Source organism: Micromonospora sp. NPDC005367 (assembly GCF_040606825.1).
Lineage (GTDB): Bacteria > Actinomycetota > Actinomycetes > Mycobacteriales > Micromonosporaceae > Micromonospora.
In genome coordinates this window covers 26,149-49,017 of sequence record NZ_JBEXFP010000048.1, presented here as the reverse complement: position 1 = coordinate 49,017, position 22,869 = coordinate 26,149, and the positions used below count along the sequence as shown (strand labels likewise).

Genomic DNA, 22,869 nt, shown 5'->3' with positions numbered 1-22,869 from the left:
CCTCGACCGTCCGGCTGGCCGACGTGGGCGGCATGTCAGCGGTCAAGGAGCGGCTGGAGCTGGCGTTCCTCGGCCCGCTGCGGCACCGGCCCTTTTCGGTGCTCGCTGTTCGTGTCAGGCCCGGCCGCGTCGGGTCCGGACCTCCTGGAGCCGCTCGGCGAGGATGTCCTCCAGCTCGGCGATCGAGCGCCGCTCCAGCAGCATGTCCCAGTGGGTACGCGGCGGCTTGGCCTTCTTCTGCTCCGGCTCGCTGCCGTCGACCAGCCGGGCGACGCTGCCGTCGAACTTGCACTCCCAGGTCGTCGGGACCTCGGCGTCGACGGCGAACGGCACCTCGAACTGGTGGCCCTTGGCGCACAGGTACTCGCGGGTCTGCCGTGGCGCGAGCTCGGTGTTGCGGTCGGACTCGTAGCTCACCGCGCCAAGGCGGCTTCCGCGCAGCATACGCTCGCCCATGATCGACTTCCCCTCGTTCGTGGTGCTGGTCTTCTCGTGTAACGGTCCGGGCCTGCCAGCCCATTCCCGCCGAAAGGGCGCGCAGCGCCCACGGCCGAGCCTGGACAAGGGTAGCTGGCCGTCACAGCGGCCCGGCGAGGTCGCCCCGGCCGAACCGCGATGATGAAGCTGTGACTGTCCCGGCGATGTTAACCGCCGCGACGGCACGCAGGTTGCGGCGGTCGGCGCAACCTGCGTCATCCGGCAGGTGAGACCCCCGTCACGCCGCCGGTGTCGAAGGCAGTGGCAACGGCAGGCCGGGCAGCCCGTCGATGCTGCTGGCGACGTGCTGCTTGCCGGCGAAGTAGTCGCTCAACGATGCGTCGTCCTCCCGGGCGAACCGCTTGCCGTGCAGGTCACGGTCACCGTCGTAGGTCATGAACGGCACCGCGTAGCCGCAGGTGTCCCGGATCAGCTCGGCCCGCACCACGATGATCGCCCGCAGACCGTGCAGGCTCGGATCGATGTCGGGAAAGTGGCCGATCAGCTCCCGCCAGCGTGGGTCGTCGCGGAACACCGGTTCGCCCCGCCCGTGCACGCGGACGACGTTCGGCGGCCCCTGGAACGCGCACCACATGAGCGTGATCCGCCCGTTCTCCCGCAGGTGCGCGACCGTCTCGGCATTGCTGCCGGCGACGTCCAGGTATGCGACAGTTTGCTCGTCGAGCACCGCCCACGAGCCACGCAGGCCCTTGGGGGACAGATTGATGGTGCCGTCGCCGGCCAGCGGCGCGGTGGCGGTGAAGAACATCGGCTGGGACTCGATGAACGACCGCAGCCGTCCCTCGATCCGCTCATGCGTCTTGCCCACGTGGGAAGCCTCCCACGCGGCCGCAACCCGCCGCCGCCGCGTCCCAACCTGCGGATCGACCGGCACCGCGGCACCGCGGCACGGCCGGGATGATCCACGCCGCGCTGAGCGGGGCGCACGTCCCGGATGAGCCGGGCTCGGTGTCGCCGCCGGCAGGCTCAGCGTGCCGGCACGTCGGGGCCCGCGGCGGACGCGGCATCCGCACCGAGGCGGGCCAGCGCCGCGGCCAGGTCGCTGACCTGACCGGCGAGCTGGGCCACCCGCTGCTGGGCGGAGTCCCGGTCGGTCTCGGCGGCGTGCAGTCGTACGGTCAGTTCGGTCAGCCGGCCCTCGGCGGTGGCCGCGGCCCGCCGCGCGGCGGCCAACTCGTCGGCGAGCGCGTCGCCGCGCGCGGCGGCCGCCGTCAGCTCGGAACGCAGGTGACCGGCCACGGCGTCGGTCTCCAGGCGGGCGGCCTCGGCCTGCCGGGTGGCCGTCTCCGCCCGGTCCCGGGCCCGGTCGGCCTCCTCGCGGGCACGTACGGCATCGGCGGCACCGGCACGGGCCCGGGCGGCGTCGGCGCGGGCCTGCTCGACCTGCCGGCGCACGTCCTCCACCTCGGCCTGCCACCGCTGCGCACGTTCGTGCGCCTCGGCGGCGTCGCGGGTGGCCCGGTCGGCGTCGGCGCGGGCGGTGTCCCGCTCCGCGGTCAGGTCGGCGATCCGACCCCGCTCGGTGTCACGTTCCGCGCGCACCGTACGCAGTTCCTGCCGCGCCGCGTCCCGGTCCCGTTCGGCCTGCACTCGCAGCGCCTCCGCGGCGGTGGCCGCGCGAAGGGACTCGTCCCGGGCCGCTTCGGCCTGCCGCGCCCGTTCGGCGTCCCGGTCGGCCTGCTCGGCGCTGCGGGCGGCGTCGGCACGGGCCGTGTCCCGCTCGGCGGCCGCGCTCCGCGCCTGCTCACGGGCCTGCGCGGCCGCCGCGGCGGCGTCCTCGGCCTCGCCGCGCGCCTCGTCCCGTTCGGTCTGCGCGGCGGCGATCTCGGTTGCCGCCTCGGCGCGGGCCTGGGCGAGCTGCCGCTCCACCCCGACGGGGGAGAGCTCGGCGTGCAACGCCTCGGTCAGCGTCTCCACGATCTGGTCGAGCCGGTCCACCGCCTCCCAGGTGCGGGCCACCTGGCCGGGCAGGCCGGGCGCGTTGCGGTGCCGCATGCGGCTGTTGCGGGAGGCCCGCTGGCAGGCGCCGTCGTTGTCACGGCAGTACCGGAACGGCCGGCCGGCGCCGACGCGCTGCGGCACCGGGCGTCCACAGTGGGCGCAGGGACGAAGGTCGGGGGCGGGCTGGACGTCCATCGAGGGCGAAGTCTAGTGCGCCGGCCCCCGCCACCCGCCCTCACGTACTCCCGGGCCGGCCGGCCTTCGGCGGCGCGGCGACGCGGGACCCGTCGGCCGGGCAGCGGGTGACCACGCCGGCACGAGATCGGCAGCTGTTCAGGGGGTGGCCACGGCGGCGCGGGACCGGTCGGCGGCGATGCGCACGGCGAGCGTGCCCAGCACGCTGCCCATCACCCAACGCTGCACGCGCAGCCACAGCGGCCGGCGGGCGAAGAACCCGGCGAGCGAGCCGGCGGTCAGCACGATCAGCCCGTTCACGGCCACCGCGATGCTGACCTGGGTCAGGCCCAGCAGCAGACTCTGCATGGCGACGTGCCCGCGCTGCGGCTCCAGGAACTGCGGCAGCAGCGACACGTAGAGGATCGCGATCTTCGGGTTGAGCAGGTTGGTGACCAGCCCCATGGTGAACAGCCTTCGCGGCCGTTCCGCGGGCAGCGGCGCCGGCGTGAACGGCGAACTTCCACCGGGTCGCAGCGTCCGCCAGGCCAGCCAGAGCAGATACGCCGCGCCGGCCAGCTTCACCGCCGTGTACAGCGCCGGCACCAGCACGAACACGGTGGCCAGCCCGGCGACCGCAGCCACCAGGTAGACCCCGAACCCGGCGGCGACGCCGAGCAGCGAGATGAAGCCGGCCCGTCGCCCCTGGGTCACCGAACGGGACACCAGGTAGACCATGTTCGGGCCGGGCGTAAGCACGATGCCGATCGCCACGAGGGATATTCCCAGCAGCGCACCCGTATCCACCATCGACCGCACCTTCCTGTCACTGATCAACAGCTGGACTCTACGGTCCCGTTTCCGGTGGGGGAATGCGGCCGGACCGGCGTTGGCCCACCGTCACGTGACCCGGGCCGGGAATGCGTGGCGGCGGCCCGGACGCTTTGACTACCGGGCCGACCCGACGGGTCGGCGCGTTACCGTGGGCCGGGGAGGGGGTCGGATGACGAACATGTGGGAAGCGGCGGTCGAGGCGGAGATCCGCTCGGCACAGGAGCGCGGCGAGTTCGACAACCTGCCGGGGGCGGGCAAGCCGATTCCGGGCCGGAACCTGCCGTACGACGAATCGTGGTGGATCAAGAGCTTCATGCAGCGGGAGAAGCTTCCCAGCGACCTGCTGCTGCCCACGCCGCTGCAGCTGCGCCGCCGGGTCGAGCAGGTGCCCGACGAGGTGCGTAACCTGCCCACCGAGCAGTCCGTACGCGACTTCTGCGCCCTGCTGAACGCCGACATCATCGCGTGGCTGCGGCTGCCGACCGGCCCGCGGGTCGTGGTGCGCCCGGTCAACGTCGACGAGGTGGTCCGCCGCTGGCGCGACGATCGCCGCAGCGCCCTGGCCACCCCCGCGCCGTCGACCGCGGCCGCCGACGACCGTACGCCCCGGCGGGGCTGGCGGCCGTGGCGTCGCCGCCCCGCCGCCTGAAGGACCGGCAACCGGGGTATCCCGTCGGCCGTACGACCGCGCAGAATGAGCCTGTGTCGATCATCCTGCGCGTCCCGGCGACCGCATCCGCACCGGAACTGCTCCTGCGTCCGTGGCGCGACGACGACCAGGACGCGCTGATCGTGGCGCATCAGGACCCGGTGCTGCGCAGCCGCACCCGGTTCCCGGTGCGCACCACGGCAGACGCACGCCGCTTCGTCGACGAGGTACGCGAGGACTGGCAGGCCGGCGTACGGTTCGCGTTCGCCGTGTGCGAGCCGAACCCGCAGGGCGGCGACCGGCTGGTGGCGAACGTGGTGCTCAAGAACGTCGCGCCGGGCCGGCCGGACGCCGAGGTGGGCTACTGGACGGCCGCGCCGGCACGCGGACGTGGCGTCGCGGGCCGCGCCGTCGACGCGGTCAGCCGCTGGGCGTTCACGCACTTCGCCGGGCTGGCCCGGCTGGACCTGCTGCACCAGATCGACAACCCCGCCTCCTGCCGGGTCGCCGAGAAGGCCGGCTTCGGGTTCGTCGAGGTGCTGCCGGCCCGGCCACCGTTCCCACGCGACGGGCACCGGCACGTACGCCATGCCGCTGCGGTCGGGTGAGCCTCTCGGCGTCCCCTGCCGCCACCGACGAGTCTTGAAATTGAGTTGCCGTGGACCCGACGGCTGTTACCGTTGCCCGGCGAGTGACCGATACCAGGGAGACCAGACATGGTGGGCGAAGACGACATCTCCGGGTGACACCGGACAGTGAGTGGCCACCGGCGGCGCGGGTAAGCGCCGGCGTCGTGGCCCAGCCGTCGTCTTCCTGATTCGCCTCCCGGGCCGCGCCCGCGGCGCGCCCGCCAGCCTTCCGAGGTCCACCCATGTCCAGCGCATCCATCATCTGCTCCAACCTCTCCTTCTCGTGGCCGGACGACACCCCGGTGTTCCAGGAACTCTCCTTCACCGTCGGCGACGGCCGAACGGGGCTCGTAGCGCCCAACGGGGCCGGCAAGAGCACCCTGCTCAAGCTGATCGCCGGCGAGTACCAGCCCACCGGCGGCAGCATGTCCGTCGACGGAGTGCTCGGCTACCTGCCGCAGACCCTGCCGCTGGCCGCCGACCTGACCGTGGCCGAGGTGCTCGGGGTCGCCGCGCTGATCAAGGCCCTGCACGCCATCGAGTCCGGCGACACCGGCGAGGAACACTTCACCACGATCGGCAACGACTGGGACATCGAGGAACGCACCCGCGCCGAACTGGACCGGCTCGGCCTCGGTGACGTGTCGCTGCACCGACGCCTGCACACCCTCAGCGGCGGGCAGGTCATCTCCCTCGGCCTCGCCGCGCAGCTGTTGAAACGGCCCGACGTGCTGCTGCTCGACGAGCCCACCAACAACCTCGACGCCGACGCCCGACGGCGGCTGTACGAGGTGCTCGACGACTGGCACGGCACCCTGCTGCTGGTCAGCCACGACCGGGCGTTGCTGGACCGGATGGACCGCATCGCCGAACTCGACCGGGGCGAGCTGCGCCTGTACGGCGGCAACTTCACCGCGTACTCCGAGGCGGTGCGGGCGGCCCGGGAGGTCGCCGAGAAGAACGTCCGCAACGCCGAGCAGGAGGTCAAACGGGAGAAGCGGGAGATGCAGCAGGCTCGGGAGCGGGCCGCCCGCCGGGCCAGCAACGCCAGCCGTAACCTGGGCAACGCCGGACTGGCCCGGATCGTCGCCGGTGGGTTGAAGCGCAGCGCCCAGGAGTCCGCCGGCCGGTCGAACGAGGTGCACGCCTCCCGGGTCAGCGAGGCCCGCGCCCGGCTCGACGAGGCCAGCCGCGCCCTGCGCGACGAGCAGAAGATCGCCATCGAGCTGCCGGACACCGCCGTACCGGCCGGCCGTACCCTCTTCGAGGGCGAGGACATTCAGGTGCGCCTCGGTGAGCGGGCTGTCTTCGGCGGCGACGGCGTCGACCTGATCATTCGCGGTCCGGAACGGATCGCCCTGTCCGGCCGCAACGGCGCCGGCAAGTCCACGCTGCTGCGGCTGATGAACGGCGACCTCGCACCGGAGGGCGGGCGGATCCGGCACGCCGAGGGACGCGTCGCGTACCTGTCGCAGCGGCTGGATCTGCTGGACCTCGACCGCACCGTGCTGGAGAACCTGGCCGCGTACGCTCCGGCGCTTCCCGAGGCGCAGCGCATGCACCTGCTGGCGCGGTTCCTGTTCCGCGGTCCCCGCGCGCATCTGCCCGTCGGGGTGCTCTCCGGTGGCGAGCGGCTCCGCGCCACCCTGGCGTGCGTGCTGTTCGCCGAGCCTGCGCCGCAGCTGCTGCTGCTCGACGAGCCCACCAACAACCTCGACCTGGTGAGCGTCGCCCAGCTGGAGAACGCGCTCGGCGCGTACCGGGGAGCGTTCGTGGTGGTCAGCCACGACGACCGGTTCCTGCGGGAGATCGCGGTGAACCGCTGGCTGCGCCTCGACGACGGCCGGCTGCAGGAGACCGGCCCGCCCGAGCAGGACTGACGCCACTCCCGGCCCGTCACCGACCGCCCCGCAGCCGGGTGTTGCTCCCGGCCGCACCGTCCGGGAGCAACACCCGGCGACCGGCCGGTTCGGCCGGTCGCGGGGACGCGCATCGGCTCAGTCGAGGGCGGCCCGCCAGCTCCAGGACGTACGTCGCGCCCGGCCGGGCAACTCGCCCCGGCCGGTCAGCCAGCACAGCACCTGTGCCGGCGGGCCGGTCGGGGCGTCCGGGAAGAGCCGATCGATGACGGCGGCGCACAGGTCGGCCGGCGGCTCCCACGACACCCCGAGACCCGTGGTGATGTCCCCGGTGTGCAGCAGCGTCTCGGCCACACCCATCGCCGCGAACCCGCCCGGATCACACGGCCCGTAGTGCCAGGCGCGGGTGCCCGGGTCGACCGCGTCGATGATCGCGGCGAGCAGACCGGCGCAGGCGGTGACCACGGTCAGCACCTCGCGTGGGCTCGCGCCGGAGGCGACCCGCAGGTCGAACGGCAGGTAGCCGTCCGTGGGTCGGCCGCTGACCTGCCCGGCGTACGCCAGCAGGTCGTGGGCGACGTGCGCGGCTGTGGTCCAGCAGCTCCACGTCAGCCCGCCAGCCGGCACGCCCCAGTCCCTGCCGGTGTACGGGTCGAGCGTCCGCACCATCTCGCCGGCCGCCCGTACGACGTCGCCCCCAGTCATCCCCGCCACGCCCCGACCTTCCCAGGAACGAGGACCCGACTACAAGTCGCGGCGGTGCACGACGTACGGCAAGCGGACGCGTGTGAAGGGTCGGTCTGAAGCCTAGGAGCGACTGGCGGTGAGCAGCAGCGGGGTCGCGACCGCGTGCACCGCGCCCAGGTCGGCGAGGAAACCGCCCAGCCAGCCGATCGCGTCCAGCGACCACTCGGCGAGCGTGCCGTGGAAGCTCACCCGGTGCAGCGGCGGGCCGTTCCAGAGGCCGTCGTCGAACGGAGGGCGCGTCGCCAGCGGGTCGTGCTCGGTGAGGGAGTACGACCCGCAGGCGAACACCGGCTGATCGAGCCGGTTCATCGACTCTCGCAACTCCGGAGCCGCCGCCGGGACGGACGGACTCTGGCCGCTGTCCAGCGTGATCCGCACCTGAGTCCGCGAGCGCGGGTCGCCGTCAGCGAACCAGCCGGGAGTGCTCAGCGACGGCGGAATCCCCGCGGCTGCCGGCCGCGATGCGCCGCCGAGGACCTGGACGGGCAGCAACACCTGCACCGCGTGCAGTTGCAGGGTACCGAGTCGCGCCGCCGTGTCACCGACACAGCGCAGGAACGGCTGCACCGGCAGCGGCCGGCCCTCGGCCAGCGGCTCGACCCCCACCTGGAACCACGCGACCAGGGCCGACTCCGGCTCGGCAAGCGGATGATCCTGCCCCGCGTCGTTCATGCCCCACAGGCCGGCCGCCCCGGTCCGCCGCTCCTCGACGCCCTCGGCGGTGTGCCGGACGACCCCGCCGACGTCGTCGAGCCAGCCCATGGCGAGGGACCGGTCGTAGAAGAGCGAATAGGCGTCCTGGTCCGTGCTCCGCCACGGGTGCGGGGTCAGCTCGCCGTACAACGCCGCGAACATGGTGCCCACCGGCCCGCGGGCGCCGGGCGCCAGACCGGGACGAGCCTGCTCGGTGTGCGGGTACCGGCCCGGCATCCGGTTGACCTTCATCGCCGCACCTTACGTCCGCGAGTCCGCGCTGGGGTGGTGTTCGTGCCGGCTGCCGGCGCTGCCGGCGGCGAGCGACGTCAGGTGAGGCGCCTACTTCCGTTGCCCGCCCGCGACTGCGGCACTAGGCTTCTCCGCGTGACTGCCGGGTCGGCCTTGGGCCACGAACGAGTGAGGCACCCGGCCGCCCAGTGACCGTGCGGCGGGCCCGCGGCCCGCCATGCCACGCCTGCGCACCCGCCTCACGAATGCACTCACGGCCACATCGGCCTTCTTCTCCGAACTCTTGCGTCGCGGACGTCACTCGCCTGCGTCACGCGCGCCTCCGTACCCGCTGAATCGAAGGAAGCGGAGCATTGCCCAACGACTTCAACACCCAGATCATCGCCGAGTTCCGTGCCAACGGGGGCCGAGTCGGTGGCCCGTTCGAGAACGGACGGCTGATCCTGCTCACCACTACCGGTTCACGCACCGGCGCGCCGCACACCACACCGCTGGGCTACCTACCCGATGAGGGGGGCCGGATCCTGGTCATCGCCTCGGCCGGCGGCGCCCCCAGGCACCCGGACTGGTTCCACAACATCCTCGGCGATCCGCAGGTCACCGTCGAAGATGGCATCTTCACCTACCCGGCTCGGGCGAGCGTACTCAGCGGGCCGGAGCGCGACGAGATGTTCGCTCGGGCAGCCGAGGCCGACCCGGGCTGGGCGGAGTACCAGGCGAAAACCGACCGGACCCTTCCGGTGGTCGCGCTCGAACGCACCGGCGGTGGTCCGCCCGAGGCGTCGTCCTGGGGTACGGCCCTCATTCGGATCCACGACGCGTTCCGCCGGGAACTGGCCCTGATCCGCCACGAGGTAGCGGCGACGGGCCCCCGGCTCGGCGCTCAGCTGCGAGTGAACTGCCTGGCCGTCTGCCAGGGATTGCACCACCACCACACGCAGGAGGACGGCGGCATGTTCGTCGGGATCGCCGCGCAGCATCCTCAGCTCGCGCCGACGCTGGAGCGGCTGCGGGCCGAACACGTCCGCGTGGCGGGGCTCGTCGACCACCTCCAGGCAGTGGTTCGCGACCAGGGGGCCGACCCGGCGGAGGTACGGCGGCAGGTGGATCAGCTCACCGACGAACTCGAGCGCCACCTGGTGTACGAGGAGGAGCAGCTCGTGCCGCTGCTCGACGCGATGGGTTGACGTACCTCTCCCGTGCCGCCGGTCGCCGCCCGGCGGCACGGGACCCCGGCCCGCGAAGCAGCCACGGCCGTCAGCGATGCACCGGGTCGACGACGTGTACCCGGTCGCCGGCCCCGGCGAGCGGTCCGGCGTACGCACCGGTGGCCCCGCCGACGTCCAGCACGGTTGTGGGCGGGTCGGGAAGTACCCGGGTCAGAACGTCCCAGGTACGCAGGAACTCCAGCATGCCCGCGCCCGCGGCCAGGCGGTCCCGTTCGCCGCTCTGCCGGTAGTAATCCATGATTTCTGGGGTCAGCATTCCGCAGATCGCGCACCGCGCCCGGACCACCGAACTCCGGCGCCGCGATCCGACACCCTGGAGCCGTATGAGCCAGCCAGCCCGTCGTCCCCGTACCCGTGAACTCGGCATCGTGGTCGGGGCGTTGCCCACCGGGCGACACAACGCGATCACCGACGTACCGGGGGTGCTGGTCGGGCACACCACCGTCGAGGACGGCCACGACCTGCACACCGGCGTCACGGCGGTTGTGCCGAGCCAGCTCGGCCCGCAGCGGTGGACGTTGCCGGCGGCCGTGTACCGCGGCAACGGCTACGGGAAGCTGGTGGGCTCGACGCAGGTGGACGAACTCGGGGTCCTGGAGTCACCGATCGTCCTGACGGCCACCCTGTCGGTGTTCCGGGCCGCGGACGCGCTGCTGACCTACCTCATGGACCGCCGACCGGACGGCGTTTCGTTCAACCCGCTGGTGGGGGAGACCAACGACGGGCACCTGTCGGACATTCGGCAACGCCCCATCGCCGAGGAACACGTGCATGCCGCCCTCACCTCGGCTGCCGGCGGCCTGCCGGCGGAAGGGTGCGTCGGAGCCGGGACGGGCACCACGGCCCTGGGCTACAAGGCGGGGATCGGCACCTCGTCCAGGCTGGTGGACGGATTCGACCGCCCGCTGACCGTCGGTGCGCTCACCCAGTCCAACTTCGGTGGCGTGCTGACCGCGCTCGGCGTGCCGCTGCCCGTGGACGAACTGATCCCGGACGCCGACCGGACCGAACCGCCCGGCAACTCGTGCATGATCGTGGTGGCCACCGACGCGCCCCTGGACGCTCGGCAACTCGGTCGCCTGGCCCGCCGAGCCATCTTCGCCATGGGTCGGGTCGGCGCGTCGTACAGCAACGAGAGCGGCGACTACGCGATCGCGTTCAGCACCGCCGCGCCGGACCAGCCGACGATCCCCGACGCACAGATCACTCCGATCTTCACCGCCGTACTCGACTCGGTCGAGGAGGCGCTGCTCAACTCGGTCTTCACCGCCACGACCACCAGGGGAATGGGCGGTCGCACCAGCCACGCCGTGCCGCACGAGGCCGCAGTGCGCCGATTGACGGCTGCGGGGCGGCTGGCCACATCCGGCTGAGCCGCGGGTGCGGTCGAGCGCTGGGCGTCTCGTACGTGAGTCGCGGTGTTCCGGTTCAGACCGCGCGGAGGGTGGCGCGTCGCGGGTGGTGGCGCATCTGATCGACCGCTGTTGCGGTCGCTTCGTCGGCCGGTAGCCAGACGACCAACTGTTGGGCGTCCGGGGTGGGAAGTTCGAGCGTCTCCCGATCCCAGCTCAGCTGGTGGGCGCGAGGATGGTGCATCGTGAACGGCACCCGAGGCGGGGGGAGGTGGCGGTGGAGTCGCCGGGTGAACTCGGCGCCGGCGACGGGCGCGAAATCGGCCGTGAACCATTCGAAGCTCTCGGTCGAGGGTCCGAGCCACAGGTTGAAGACCTGCTCGTCCGCGATCTGATCCCAGTTCGCGAGGACCGTCCGGGCCTGCGGGTGGGTGAAGACGTACCTGGTGAGATTGGGCTCCTCGGCGTCCAGCAGCCCGGTGTCGCGCATGACCGTGGCGAACCCGTCGGTGTGGGCGAGCACGTCGCCCAGCCGGTTGGTGACGAAGGCGATGCCCGGCTCGATGAGTTCGAGGATCCGGCGGACGGCCGGCCGCACGGTCCGCTCGGGTGGTACCGGCCGCGAGCGGTCGGGGCAGAGGCCACTGCTGATTTTTGCGAGGTAGCGCAGATGGGTGCGTTCGGCCGTGTCGAGGCTGAGCCCGTCGGCGAGGGCCTTGACGATGGGGTCGGACGGGTTGCGGTCGCGGCCCTGCTCGATCCGGGTGAGGTACTCGACACTGATGCCGGCCCGTGCGGCCAACTCGGAACGCCGTAGCCCCGGAGCGCGTCGTCGCTCGTGTGCCGGCAGCCCCAGGTCCTCCGGCCGGATGCTGTCGCGCTTGGCCCGGACGAAGTTGCCCAGCGGTGTACCCATGCTGTGAGCCTACGACTCGATCAGCCCACCGGATGTGGCTCAGGGTGGCCGTGTGGGGGCCAGCCTGCGCCCGGTCTGGCTGCGAAGCCGAGAACGACCGATCGTCTACGGCATGAACGCCAAGAACAAACTTGTGATCATCATCGGCAGCGTCCGCGAGGGCAGGTTCGGGCCGATCGTCGCCGCATGGGCGGCGGAGCAGGCCCGGACCCATGGCGGCTTCGAGGTCGACGTCGTCGATCTGGCCGACGCCGACATTCCGCTGACCCTGCCGGCCGCGTCACCGAAGTTCGCCGGCGAGAACTACCCCCGTCCCGAAGGCATGCGGGACGTCACCACGAAGCTGGCCGGCGCGGACGCCTTCATGATCGTCACGCCTGAGTACAACCACAGCTACCCGGCCTCGCTGAAGGCGCTCATCGACTGGCACTTCACCCAGTGGACCGCCAAGCCGGTCGCGTTCGTCAGCTACGGCGGCGCGGGTGGCGGCCGGCACGCGGTGCTCCACCTGCAGAACGTTTTCACCGAGCTGCACGCGGTCACCATCCGTGACGGACTGGCCTTCCCGAACTACTTCACCGCCTGGCGGGACGGCGCGCCTCTCGATGCCGAGGCGGCCGGCTACGCCAAGATCCTCCTGGACCAGCTCACCTGGTGGGCGAACGCCTTGCGCTCCGCCCGAGCCGTCGCGCCGTACCCGGGCGGAGCGTGAGTGCTGGCCGGTGGCAGCTCTCCCCGAGGCGGCTGGACGACGTACCAGCCGCCTCGGACGCCGCGCCCGGCGATTCCGTAATCTCGGACTTCGCTTCGGGGCGCTGGTTCACGCGTTCCGGGCGGTCAGCGCGGCTCTTCGGGGGTGCCGGCCCGCCGGTTGTGGTGGTCCAACAGCCTCGACAGCAGCTCGGTCAACCGCTGGCGCTCCTCGGGTGAGAGCGGAGCCAGCAGTTCGTCCTGAGTTTCGGCCAGCCGCTGTTCCAGTCGCCGCAGTTGCCGCTCGCCCGCGGCGGTCAACGAAATGATGTTGCGTCGACGGTCGGAGGGGTCGGGGGCGCGCTCGACCAGCTCGCGATCGGCGAGCTCGTTGATCGTCGCGACCATGTCGCTGACGTGGATGCCGCTACGGCGGCCCAGCGTGGCCTGGCTGGCGGGGCCGAGGTCCTCCAGCGTCGCCAACAGGCGGTAGTGGTACCCGCGCGCGTCGACGGACGAGAACCCACCGGCCACCAGGCGGTGCGCGTGGCCGGCGGTCTGGGTGAGCAGCCAGCTGGGCAGGCCCTCCCATCGGGCGGGTGTCTTCTCCGACGGGTTCTCCATGCGGGCGAGTCTAAACCCAATCATTGGTGGCACCAATGATTGTGATACCGTTTGGGAACCAAACGTTTGGCCGACCAACGTTAGGCAGGCGAACGAATCCCTCAGGAGTTCAGACGATGATCAGACCCTTCCACATCGACATCCCCCAAGCCGACCTCGACGACCTGACCGACCGGCTCGCCCACACCCGGTGGCCCAACGAGGTCGCCGACGCCGGGTGGGACTACGGCTTCCCGCTGGCGCGGCTCAAGGAACTGGCCGACTACTGGCGCACCGGCTACGACTGGCGCGAGCACGAGACCAAGCTCAACAAGCTCCCGCACTTCACCAGCGAGATCGAGGGCCAGAACATCCACTTCGTCCACGTCCGGTCCGCGAAGCCGCACGCGCTCGCGCTGATCCTCACTCACGGCTGGCCCGGCTCGTTCCTGGAGTTCCTCGACGTCATCGAGCCCCTGTCGCGCGACTTCCACCTGGTGATCCCGTCCATCCCCGGCTTCGGGTTCTCCGGACCGACCCACGAGCGCGGCTGGGACGCCGCCCGGGTCGCGTGGGCCTGGGCCGAGCTGATGCGCCGTCTCGGGTACGAGCGCTACGGCGCGCAGGGCGGCGACTTCGGTGCGGGCATCTCACTGGCGCTCGGCGCGGTGGCGCCTCAGCACGTCGTCGGCGTGCACGTCAACTACCTGCCGACCCGGCCGGAGCCGGACGTCGAGGTGTCCGCAGCGGATGAAGCCCGACTGGACAAGGTCAGGCAGTTGATGGCGAACCGCCCGCCCTACCAGGCTCTGCAAGCCCTCACCCCGCAGACCATCGGCTACGCGCTGACCGACTCACCGGTCGGTCAACTGGTCTGGATCGCCGAGCGGTTCGCACAGTGGACCGACCCCGCCACGCCGGTCAGCGACGATCGGATGCTCACCGATATCTCGTTGTACTGGTTGACCGCGACCGCGGCGTCCTCGGGCCGGTTCCACCACGACGCCCCGCGGGGAAGCCAGCATCCGTGTCGGGTGCCGGTGGGCGTGGCGGTGTTCGCACACGACATCACACAGTCGGTGCGACCGCTGGCCGAGCGGCTGTACGACATCAGGCACTGGTCGGAGTTCGACCGTGGTGGTCACTTCGCCGCGATGGAGGTGCCCGAGTCGTTCGCCGGGGACGTCCGGGACTTCTTCCTCACCCACATCGAGTACGACGAGTGAGTCGCCGCCGGCTCGGAACCGCCGCCGTCCTCGCCGGCGCGGATCCACCTCGAACCCGCCGGTCAGACCGTCCGATGCCTGTCCCGGTTCTACGTACGCGTCAGGCCGACGTGTGCAAGCTCGGGAACAGCGGCCATCGCGTGCCTGATCGTTTCGACTGGGTACGGTGTGGTCCGGCTTTCACCGAACAGATCCCAGTAGAACCCGTTCATGACGACCGCGACGGGCGCGTACCGCTTGATGATCGCGGCAACCGTGGGCGCTGCGTCCACGACTTCGGCGCCCGTGGCACAGCGGCGGATGTAGTCGTTGCGCTCGACCGGACCACCGGTAGCCGGAACGGCGACCCCGCACACGTTGGTCACCAGCCAGTTGACCAACTGTGTCACCGCGTAGCACATGTCGTGACTCATGTTCCGCGCGACGAATTCCGCCTCGGTCGCCGACAGATCGAAGCGAGGCGACGTGGCGAGGCCGAGGTCAGCCAGATAGAGACGACGGCCGTCGGTCAACATGTTGCCGAAATGGGCGTCGAAGTGGTGCAGTCCGTTCGCGTTCATGAAGGCGAGATCGGTACGTAAGTGCTGCTCCACCATCCTGCTCGCAGAAGTGGCCGCCTCCTCCCCGAAGGCAAGCTGTCCACTAAACCAGTCGTGCAGATTGTGCGGGATGTACTCCAGGAAGAGCACCACGCTCGCCGATGCCTTCGACAGCGCGTCGGTCCGCTCCCGTACCGCCGGTGACCCACCCCAGTACGCAGCCGCACGCTCGACGTCCATGTAGTCGTCAGCCAGTGGCGCGGCGCCGGGTAGCACCCGCCAGTGATACATCAGCGGAAACGCCTCGGACCGCCCGGTGAGCACCCACTCGGTCGTCCACCCGTTCGCGGCAAGCTCCCGCCACGCCCCGAAGCCCGAGCTGCCGACACCGTACTGGTAGAACGGTGGCAGCCCGAACACGTTCGCCGTGGACATCACGTTCTCCGGGCGACGCTCCAAGTCAGTCAACGGAACCCGCTTCACGAAAACCGGCACCCCGGCGACGTGCAGCAACGCTCGCGTGCCACCGATGCCAGATCCGACGCGGTGAGCGCCGTCCATGAGGTGACCGAGCCGGCGGTCACTCAGGACCGCCAAGGCGCTCGACATCTCGCTGTATCTGGCCAGGCGTACGTCCCGCGACATCTCGGTGCTGTCGTGCGTGAGCTCCGTCAACGTGACCCTTCCGCTTCCGTGATCGCGTGCTCAGCGTTCGCCGGTGCCCTGGTCGATTCCTGGACAGCACGGCCGGCTACCGCCGCTGACATGGCCATCCTCCGCCATGCCAGCGGCGGTAGCCGGCCGACGAGAACGCCGGCTCCTCGCAGCTCCTGGCCGACGACGTCTCAGATCTGCTCGCCGTTTCGCCACCCGCAGCAAGGTGACCTCAGCAGCCGGTCCCAGACCGGCGCGTCTCAGTTGGGCGTGCCGAACCAGCGGTACAGGTGATCGTCCAGGTCCCGCTGATCGTCACCGATCCAGGCGACGTGGCCGTCGGGGCGGAGCAGGACGCACGGCACATCCAGTGCCGCGGTGGGATCCGCCAGGTAGCCGACGCGGTCCGACCAGCCGCCGACAGTCAGGCGTTCGGTGCGGTCCAGCAGCAGGCCGCGGCCGCGATGCAGCAGACCGTAGAGGTGACCCTGTTTCACGTCGATGTCGGGCAATCGGCGGCCGAGCAGTTCGGGGCCCGCGCCGAAGTCGTAGCGAACGCCGATCGCGGTGATCTTTTCGATCAGGTAGCGGTTCACCTCGTCGAAGTCCATCAGTTCGGTGAGCAGCCTGCGCACGGCCTTCGGGCCCGGTTCGGTGCACAGCAGTTCCGTCTGGGCGCGGGTGTTGTCCAGGACGTCCTCGGCGACCGGATGACGTTCGGCCTGGTAGGTGTCCAGCAAAGTCTCCGGCACCCAACCGCGGATCTGCGCGGCCAGTTTCCAGCCCAGGTTGAATGCGTCCTGAACGCCCAGGTTCAGGCCCTGCCCGCCGATGGGCGGATGGATGTGTGCCGCGTCGCCGGCGAGCAGCACCCGCCCGACCCGATAGCGTTCGGCCAGCCGGGTGGCATCCCCGAAGCGGGACAACCAGCGTGGGGAGTGCACGCCGAAGTCGGTCCCGGCGACGGCGCGCAGCTGCTGCCTGAACTCCTCAAGAGTGGGCGGTTGCGCGCGGTCGCTGACTCCCGCGGCGGGGACCACAACGCTGTAGATCCTTTCGCCGAAAGGCCTGAGCCACCATCGCTTGTCCGTGTCGCGGATCCCGGCCATCCTGGCGGCGATCTCCTCCCGCGGCACCCCCACTTCCAACTCGCCCATCAGCGTGTCGTTCCGCGAGGGCTCGCCGGGAAAACCGACGCCGAGTAGCTTGCGCACCGTGCTGCGCGCGCCATCACAGCCGACGAGATAGCGCGTACGCAACTGTTTCCCGTCGGCCAGCTCGACGGTCACACCGTCGGCGTCCTGCTGGAGGGCGACCACCGCGCAACCGCGCCGGACCTGCGCACCCAGCTCGATCGCATGTTCTTCGAGCAGGTGAACGATGACCGGTTGCGGAATGCCCAGCAGATAGGCGTACGCGGAATCCAGGCCCTCGGGCGCGGGTTTGTCGATGCCGGCGAAGTAGGCGCCGGCCGGACGCCGCCTACCGCGTTCGAGGATGCGCTCCAGCAGCCCGCGCATCGCCATCAGCTCGAGACTGCGAATATGCAGACCGACTATGCGGACGAACGACACGGGCTCGGTTTCCTTCTCCAGGACGAGTACCCGCACGTCGTGCAACCGCAGCTCGGCGGCCAGCACCGCACCGGTCGGCCCGCACCCAGCAATGATCACGTCGAACATGGCGGGCGCACGATCGGCGTCGGAAGCCGGCGCTGGGAGTCCGGGGACATCGCCCACGGTGGAGTCGCCCCCGGCCGGAGCAGTAGAAGACGGCTCGGTGGTGAATTGCAGAGAGCGCATAGGTGTTGCCTTTCAGGAGTGCCTTGTCGGCGAGGCGCTCCCGGCGACCCCTATGTCAATCGCCCGACCGTGACGGGAAAGGGGGAGCACCCACATCGATACACGTTCATGGGTCTCACCTCCTCGGGTGGCGTCACAGGCCACTGGAAGTTACAAGCCTGGCCATCGTCGCGTCCAGTCGTTTTCCACGTGACCTCGACTCCGACGGGCCAGTCCGGTTGCCCGGGAGGACCCGGCGCGCCGGCCCGGCTGGTCCCGGTCGACGATCTGATCCTGGCACCGGATCTCGGCAGGCGCGGCGCAGCATGACCGGCCGATTGTCGCTTCGCTCGACGTCGTTCCCCACCGATGCACTGATGCGGCACCGGATCGATAGGGTTGTGATGCTGGCAGACTGATCGTGTGACAGGTCTGACCGCCGAACTCGTGGTCGACGGTCGTAGCCCACGGAGCCTGGCGCTCGCCCCGAACGGGCGTCTGCTCTGCTACGTCCTCGCTCCCGCCAGCCGCACCGGCGCCCACCTCGACACCGAACTCTGGCTCGTCGACACCGACGGCGCCTTCGCCTCGCGCCGGGCGACCGCCGACACCGCAACCGAGGCCCGACCACGCTGGTCGGCCGACTCGGAGACGCTGTTCTTCCTGTCCGACCGCGGCGACCGCGGTACCGCGCAGCTGCACGGGCTCACCGTCGCCGACGGCACGACGACCACGTTGACCAGTTGGCGCGGCGGCGTCATCGACCATCTGCCGCTCACCGACCCCAACCTGGTCGCTCTGCTCGCCGAGGACGAACCCACCGAGCGGGACACGCGCCGCGTCCGGGATCGCGACGACGCCGTTGTCGTGGGCGAGCAGGAACCGCGTGCCCGGTTGCGGCTGCTCGACCTGCGAACGGGTCGGGTCACCACCCCGAATGTGTTCGGTGGCCGGCACGTCGTGGAAATGCGGCAACGTCCCGACGGCGGCGCACTCGCCGTGCTGACCTGGGCCGGCGCCGACAACGACTACGGCCCGCGTACCGGCCAACTGCACCTGTTCGATCCCACGACCGGGGCCGCAGAGGACCTCGGGTCGGTCGGGGTCGACGCACGATCTCTGGCCTGGTGGCCGGGGGAGGACGGTTGGCACCTCGGCTACCTCGCGCTCACCCCACCGCTTCTGCAGGCCGGCACCGCCGTGTTCGACCTGGCCGTCGACAGCCGTGTCCTGCGCAACCGCACCGCCGGTCTCTCGATGTGCCCCACCGAGCTCTGCCAGACCGATGCCGCCACGCTGGTCGTGTTCGCCGACGGCCTGAACACGACCCTGGCCCGGCTCGACCCCACCGACCTCACGACGTTGTCGCGTCATCCCGGCCGCCTCGACAACCTCACCACCACCCCTACCGGCGAAGAAATCGCGGTACTCACCGGCACCCGCTACCAAACCCCGAACGTTCACCTCGGACCGCCGACGGGGCCGCTGCGAAGAATCACCAACACCCGCCCGGAACTGGACGGCGTCGCACTCGGCACGCAGCAATCGCTGGCCTACCGCGCCGCCGACGGTCTCCACCTGGACGGCTTGCTCGTACTGCCGACCGGATCAACCGCGTCGGAAGGCCCGTTTCCGCTGGTCACGATCGTGCACGGAGGCCCGTACGATCGGTACGCCGATCGTTGCCAATTGTTCTGGTTCCCCAGCGCGCAGTGGCTGGCCGCCGCCGGCTACGCGGTGTTTCTGCCCAACCCGCGCGGCGGACAGGGCCGCGGCCACCAGTTCGCCGCCAGCGTCGCCGGCAGAGTCGGACAGCAGGAGTGGTCCGACATCCTGACCGGCATCGACCTGCTCATCGCCGAAGGCGTCGCCGACCCCGACCGGCTCGGCATCGCCGGCTGGAGCCACGGCGGCTTCATGTCCGCCTGGGCCATCGGCCAGACCGACCGCTTTCGGGCCGCGCTGGTCGGCGCCGGCGTCGTCGACTGGGGCATGCTCGCCGCGACCGGAGAGAACGGCCAGTTCGAAGCGGCGCTCGGCGGCAGCATCGGCTGGTCCGGCATCGGCCCGCACCCACATGACGCGGTCAGTCCGATCTCCTTCGCCAGGCACATCCGTACTCCAGTGCTCATCTTGCACGGTGCCGAGGACACCAACGTTCCGCTCGGACAGGCCGTGTACCTCCACCGGGCGCTGCGGCACTTCGACGTCGAGCACGAGTTCGTGATCTACCCGAGAGAAGGCCACTCGATCCGGGAACGCAATCACCAACTCGACGTGCTGCGCCGGACCCACGCCTGGTTCGATCGCTGGCTCCGGCCCTGAGCGGTGCCGCGCGGACCAGCTGTCGTTGCTTCCCGGCCGTTGGTCAGTGACCTGAGTTGACTGGAATACCCAGGCGAGCCTCCTGCCGAGACACGAGGCTCGCCTGATGATGCGCGGCGTCGGGCCTCGGCTCGCCATGTTGCCTGAGGACTCGCCAGCAATTACCGGATTACTGATAATCACAATCCAATAATTCTTGTGGACTATCCGGACATAACGACAGCACACCATAATGACTGTTATGTGCGGCGCGGGTTTCATTCAGCGGGCCGCACTGTCCTGGCTCGGCGCATCCGTTGACTGACATTGGGCTTCCCCTCAGTGTTGACTGACATCTCGATGTCTCGGGTTCTGACGCTGGGTGTCAGCGGAATTGACATGGAGTGTCGGTGAGCATTTGACACGAACTGTCAGGCCGCGCAGGAACGCCAGCCAGCCGGCGCCGTCCTCGTCGGAGGCGACATCGAGGCCGAGGACTTCGCGTTGGCCGTCGGCGTTGACGCCGACGGCGATCAGGGCGTGGACGTTGACGGTTCGGCCCGCTTCGCGGACCTTCATCGTCAGTGCGTCCAGCCACACGAACGTGTAGTGGGCGTAATCGAGGGGCCGGTTGCGGAACGCCTCGACCTGGGTGTCCAGGTGGGCGGCCATCTCCGACACCTGCGACTTCGACAACTGCCGGATCCCGAGCTGCTCGACCAGCTTCTCCACCCGCCGCGTCGACACCCCGAGCAGATACGACGTCGCCACCACCGATACCAGGGCCTGCTCCGCCCGCCGGCGGTGCGTCAACAACCAGTCCGGAAAGTAGCTACCCTGCCGCAGCTTCGGGATCGCCAGATCAATCATGCCCGCACGGGTGTCCCACTCCCGACGCCGGTAACCGTTACGGGAGTTGACCCGCTCATCACTGCGTTGCCCGTAGCCGGCGCCGCAGATCGCGTCAGCCTCGGCGGACATCACCGCCTGCGCGAACGTCTTCACCATCGCCTGCAACACGTCCGGCGACGCACCCTCGATCTGCCCGCGCAGCAGCTCAACAGCGTTCACACTCTCAGATGCGGCCATCGCGTTCTCTTCTCCTGCTCTGACTTGGTCGTCTCGAAGGATCGACGCGATGACCGTCTCTCATCTACGCAACACGCCCATCACGGGCAAGTCGTACACCACTCCCGTGGACGCAACCCCAGGCGCATGGACCCTGAGCTCGTAACCCCGCGCTGGAAAGCTGCCGTCAACGGCCACGTCGACGATGGTTGTCCCGAACGCCGTGGGTGCCCGCCGCTGTGGCATGGGTCGAGCCGCGTAGAACAGCGGCCGATCCTGACCGTCGCGGCGTCGATGGCGATGAGAGTTACGTCGGCGGACGACTTCGATCATGGCGTTGAGAGCCTGTTGACCTCCAGCCAGGTATGCCTGCAGGAACGCCCAGTTCGGATCGTTCCTCCCGTGCGGGGCAAGGGGGTGATCGGGATGCTGCAGGAAGAAGCAAGCAACGGCTACGCCGTGCAGCGGCCCCCACGGTGGTTGTCGGGAATGATCCAGCGCCAGCAAACGCTCGAAAAGCTCCGCACACGTCGCCTCCGCGGTCTGAGCTCCGCATTGTGTGCATGTCGCCACAGCCATAGCATGCTGTGAGGCTGCCTCCGCGCAAACCGGGTTTCCGGACGCTTACTCAGTGAATCGCGTTCCAGAACCCACACTGGTGAGCACGGCTGAGGTCGGTCGGTGAGACGCCCCCCGGGCCTGAGGCCAGCGAAAGTAGCCGACCATCGCCTCGATATGCACGCCAGGTGGGCAGTCCCACCCCGTTGGGGTCGCTGGTGGTCGCGAAGTTGGTCCAGTAGGTGATTATCTGACGGGAGAGTTGCTGCTGTTGCGGGTTCAGCGTCGGCGTCCCGCCGGGTCCATTGAATGCACCGTCGAACAGGTACGGTAGTTCGGCTCCGTGGCCAACGCCCATCGGGAAGCCGGCGAATATCTGGCCGGTGTCCTCGGCGAATTCGTAGGCGTAGACCGGGGCCTGCCTCGATGCGGCCTGGTCGGCGGGTAGCACGGTGCAACCACCGAATTTGCGCCCCCAGTCGGTGAGTGCGGTGGCAAGCGCGACACCCGGGCTGGGATAGGCGCTTGCCGGGTAGCGGGCCAATACCGCGGCCGCGTCGGCGCCGAACACCTGAGCGAGGATGCCTGGGTACACCTCGGCCGTCACCTGGCGGCCATGGACGTCGTAGTTGACCGCGACGAACGGGCGCATCTCGTCTCGGTTGCTCCCCTGAATCAGTGGTACGCGGGCGGCCAGCCCTCGCCGCATGGCCTCCAGCGGCTCGTAGGGCAGTATCGGGGTCCGGGCCACAGGCAGCCAGGGCAGGTCGGCGATGCGGGCGGTGGCGGTGAAGACCTGGTCGCCACCGATGCCGACCAGCCGGGTGGCCGGAATGGCGCGTAGGCACGCGAGCGTGTCGGTCGTGGTCGAGCAGCCCAGGTCGCCGGCCACCTGCGTGCCCCGGGCCTGGGCCACCGGCCGGGTCACCATCGAGTTGGCGCAGGGGCCGCTCTGCACGATCGCCTTCTGAAACAGGCCGGCCGACGACGGTGATGCCAGGTGGGCGCAGGTGCTGTACGCGCCGGCGGACTGGCCGAAGAGGGTGATGTTGTGGGCGTCGCCACCGAACCGGTGGATGTTGTCCCTCACCCAGCGCAGCGCCGCCTGCTGGTCGGCGATGCCGTAGTTGCCGGCCGCCGGGTCAGTCGCGGCGAGGGCTGAGTGGTCGAGGAAACCGAGCGCGCCGAGCCGGTAATTGACAGTCACCACCACGACGCGGCCCTGGACCGCGAGTCGGGTCGGGTCGTAGTCACTACCTGACCCGGAGACGAAGCCGCCGCCTGGCAACCACACCATTACCGGCAGTTGCCGGGCGTCGCTGCCGGCCGGTGTGGTGACGTTCAAGTACAGGCAGTCCTCGCCGCCGACCACGGTGGACCCGTCCGGTCCTCCCATTTGGGGACAGGGGCTGCCGGGCCTCGTCGCGTCCCGGACCGAGGTCCACGAGGTTGCCGGCAGCGGAGCCCGCCAGCGCAGGTCACCGACCGGCGGTGCCGCGTAGGGGATGCCGGAGAACATGCGGTGGTCGGCGGCGACGACGCCCCGCACCGCACCGGAGCCAGTGACGATGACCGCCGGATCCGCCGACGCCTCGGCGTTGGCCGCGCCCGTCAGCGTCCCGAACGCCGCTAACACTGCGGCAAGCGTGACAGTGATACGGAAATGTCTCATG

At 70.3% G+C, this 22,869-nt stretch carries 20 protein-coding genes and 2 pseudogenes; 8 read left to right on the top strand and 14 right to left on the bottom strand.

What is annotated here, in order from left to right; all coding sequences use genetic code 11:
* Positions 1 to 114 precede the first annotated feature (114 nt).
* The 4 genes from ABZS42_RS26080 to ABZS42_RS26065 all read right to left on the bottom strand — a co-directional run bounded on the left by ABZS42_RS26080 (position 115) and on the right by ABZS42_RS26065 (position 3,423).
* Positions 115 to 456 carry an RNA polymerase-binding protein RbpA gene (locus ABZS42_RS26080; RefSeq protein WP_046564157.1) on the bottom strand — a complete coding sequence of 114 codons (342 nt, stop codon included), beginning with the start codon at positions 454 to 456 and terminating at the stop codon, positions 115 to 117.
* A gap of 259 nt (positions 457 to 715) precedes the next feature.
* Positions 716 to 1,306, bottom strand: coding sequence for a pyridoxamine 5'-phosphate oxidase family protein (locus ABZS42_RS26075; protein WP_355149536.1), 591 nt, complete (start codon positions 1,304 to 1,306; stop codon positions 716 to 718).
* A 158-nt stretch (positions 1,307 to 1,464) separates the two neighbouring features.
* Positions 1,465 to 2,634, bottom strand: a complete 1,170-nt coding sequence (locus ABZS42_RS26070) for a hypothetical protein (protein ID WP_355149534.1) — start codon at positions 2,632 to 2,634, stop codon at positions 1,465 to 1,467.
* 138 nt (positions 2,635 to 2,772) lie between these two features.
* Positions 2,773 to 3,423, bottom strand: coding sequence for a LysE family translocator (locus ABZS42_RS26065; RefSeq protein WP_355149532.1), 651 nt, complete (start codon positions 3,421 to 3,423; stop codon positions 2,773 to 2,775).
* A gap of 193 nt (positions 3,424 to 3,616) precedes the next feature.
* On the opposite strand from ABZS42_RS26065, the gene ABZS42_RS26060 reads away from it, so the two are divergent.
* From ABZS42_RS26060 to abc-f, 3 genes are all read left to right on the top strand, one after another.
* A complete protein-coding gene (locus tag ABZS42_RS26060; RefSeq protein WP_355149530.1) occupies positions 3,617 to 4,096 on the top strand; it encodes a DUF1992 domain-containing protein in 480 nt (159 codons plus the stop codon).
* 53 nt (positions 4,097 to 4,149) lie between these two features.
* Positions 4,150 to 4,704 carry a GNAT family N-acetyltransferase gene (locus tag ABZS42_RS26055; protein ID WP_355149528.1) on the top strand — a complete coding sequence of 185 codons (555 nt, stop codon included), beginning with the start codon at positions 4,150 to 4,152 and terminating at the stop codon, positions 4,702 to 4,704.
* Positions 4,705 to 4,967: 263 nt separating this feature from the next.
* Positions 4,968 to 6,605: a ribosomal protection-like ABC-F family protein gene (abc-f, locus tag ABZS42_RS26050; protein WP_355149526.1), complete on the top strand. Its 1,638-nt coding sequence runs from the start codon at positions 4,968 to 4,970 to the stop codon at positions 6,603 to 6,605.
* A gap of 117 nt (positions 6,606 to 6,722) precedes the next feature.
* On the opposite strand, the gene ABZS42_RS26045 is transcribed toward abc-f, so the two are convergent.
* Both ABZS42_RS26045 and ABZS42_RS26040 read right to left on the bottom strand, forming a co-directional pair.
* The gene (locus ABZS42_RS26045) at positions 6,723 to 7,253 is read right to left on the bottom strand and encodes a hypothetical protein (protein ID WP_355149538.1); all 531 of its coding nucleotides are present in this window, start codon (positions 7,251 to 7,253) and stop codon (positions 6,723 to 6,725) included.
* A 138-nt stretch (positions 7,254 to 7,391) separates the two neighbouring features.
* Complete coding sequence (locus ABZS42_RS26040) at positions 7,392 to 8,276, bottom strand: hypothetical protein (protein ID WP_355149524.1); 885 nt, start codon at positions 8,274 to 8,276, stop codon at positions 7,392 to 7,394.
* Between the two features lie 353 nt (positions 8,277 to 8,629).
* Between ABZS42_RS26040 and ABZS42_RS26035 the strand changes: the two genes are divergently transcribed.
* Positions 8,630 to 9,463 carry a nitroreductase/quinone reductase family protein gene (locus ABZS42_RS26035; protein ID WP_355149522.1) on the top strand — a complete coding sequence of 278 codons (834 nt, stop codon included), beginning with the start codon at positions 8,630 to 8,632 and terminating at the stop codon, positions 9,461 to 9,463.
* A 41-nt stretch (positions 9,464 to 9,504) separates the two neighbouring features.
* Here the strand turns inward: ABZS42_RS26035 and ABZS42_RS26030 are convergent.
* Positions 9,505 to 9,761: pseudogene (locus ABZS42_RS26030) on the bottom strand (class I SAM-dependent methyltransferase); the annotation flags it as partial.
* 67 nt (positions 9,762 to 9,828) lie between these two features.
* On the opposite strand from ABZS42_RS26030, the gene ABZS42_RS26025 reads away from it, so the two are divergent.
* Complete coding sequence (locus ABZS42_RS26025) at positions 9,829 to 10,878, top strand: P1 family peptidase (RefSeq protein WP_355149520.1); 1,050 nt, start codon at positions 9,829 to 9,831, stop codon at positions 10,876 to 10,878.
* Positions 10,879 to 10,933: 55 nt separating this feature from the next.
* Here the strand turns inward: ABZS42_RS26025 and ABZS42_RS26020 are convergent, their stop codons facing one another.
* A complete protein-coding gene (locus tag ABZS42_RS26020; protein WP_355149518.1) occupies positions 10,934 to 11,773 on the bottom strand; it encodes a helix-turn-helix transcriptional regulator in 840 nt (279 codons plus the stop codon).
* 112 nt (positions 11,774 to 11,885) lie between these two features.
* Here ABZS42_RS26020 and ABZS42_RS26015 point away from each other — a divergent pair, with 112 nt between their 5' ends.
* Positions 11,886 to 12,485 carry an NAD(P)H-dependent oxidoreductase gene (locus ABZS42_RS26015; RefSeq protein ID WP_355149517.1) on the top strand — a complete coding sequence of 200 codons (600 nt, stop codon included), beginning with the start codon at positions 11,886 to 11,888 and terminating at the stop codon, positions 12,483 to 12,485.
* A 125-nt stretch (positions 12,486 to 12,610) separates the two neighbouring features.
* Here the strand turns inward: ABZS42_RS26015 and ABZS42_RS26010 are convergent, their stop codons facing one another.
* Complete coding sequence (locus tag ABZS42_RS26010) at positions 12,611 to 13,087, bottom strand: MarR family transcriptional regulator (RefSeq protein WP_355149515.1); 477 nt, start codon at positions 13,085 to 13,087, stop codon at positions 12,611 to 12,613.
* 116 nt (positions 13,088 to 13,203) lie between these two features.
* On the opposite strand from ABZS42_RS26010, the gene ABZS42_RS26005 reads away from it, so the two are divergent.
* Positions 13,204 to 14,292 (top strand): epoxide hydrolase family protein, encoded by a 1,089-nt coding sequence (locus ABZS42_RS26005; protein ID WP_355149513.1) that lies wholly within the window; start codon positions 13,204 to 13,206, stop codon positions 14,290 to 14,292.
* An 89-nt stretch (positions 14,293 to 14,381) separates the two neighbouring features.
* On the opposite strand, the gene ABZS42_RS26000 is transcribed toward ABZS42_RS26005, so the two are convergent.
* Positions 14,382 to 15,344, bottom strand: coding sequence for a serine/threonine protein phosphatase (locus tag ABZS42_RS26000; protein WP_355149511.1), 963 nt, complete (start codon positions 15,342 to 15,344; stop codon positions 14,382 to 14,384).
* 401 nt (positions 15,345 to 15,745) lie between these two features.
* Positions 15,746 to 17,167 (bottom strand): rifampin monooxygenase, encoded by a 1,422-nt coding sequence (gene rox / locus ABZS42_RS25995; RefSeq protein ID WP_355149509.1) that lies wholly within the window; start codon positions 17,165 to 17,167, stop codon positions 15,746 to 15,748.
* A gap of 522 nt (positions 17,168 to 17,689) precedes the next feature.
* Between rox and ABZS42_RS25990 the strand changes: the two genes are divergently transcribed.
* Positions 17,690 to 19,591, top strand: a complete 1,902-nt coding sequence (locus tag ABZS42_RS25990; protein ID WP_355149507.1) for a prolyl oligopeptidase family serine peptidase — start codon at positions 17,690 to 17,692, stop codon at positions 19,589 to 19,591.
* 411 nt (positions 19,592 to 20,002) lie between these two features.
* Here ABZS42_RS25990 and ABZS42_RS25985 read toward each other — a convergent pair.
* The 3 genes and pseudogenes from ABZS42_RS25985 to ABZS42_RS25975 form a co-directional block, all read right to left on the bottom strand.
* Positions 20,003 to 20,659 (bottom strand): annotated as a pseudogene (locus ABZS42_RS25985) (transposase); the annotation flags it as partial.
* A 60-nt stretch (positions 20,660 to 20,719) separates the two neighbouring features.
* On the bottom strand, positions 20,720 to 21,217 hold the full coding sequence (locus tag ABZS42_RS25980) for a DUF5946 family protein (RefSeq protein ID WP_355149505.1): 498 nt from the start codon (positions 21,215 to 21,217) through the stop codon (positions 20,720 to 20,722).
* Between the two features lie 49 nt (positions 21,218 to 21,266).
* Positions 21,267 to 22,868 (bottom strand): carboxylesterase family protein, encoded by a 1,602-nt coding sequence (locus ABZS42_RS25975; RefSeq protein ID WP_355149503.1) that lies wholly within the window; start codon positions 22,866 to 22,868, stop codon positions 21,267 to 21,269.
* Position 22,869 lies beyond the last annotated feature (1 nt).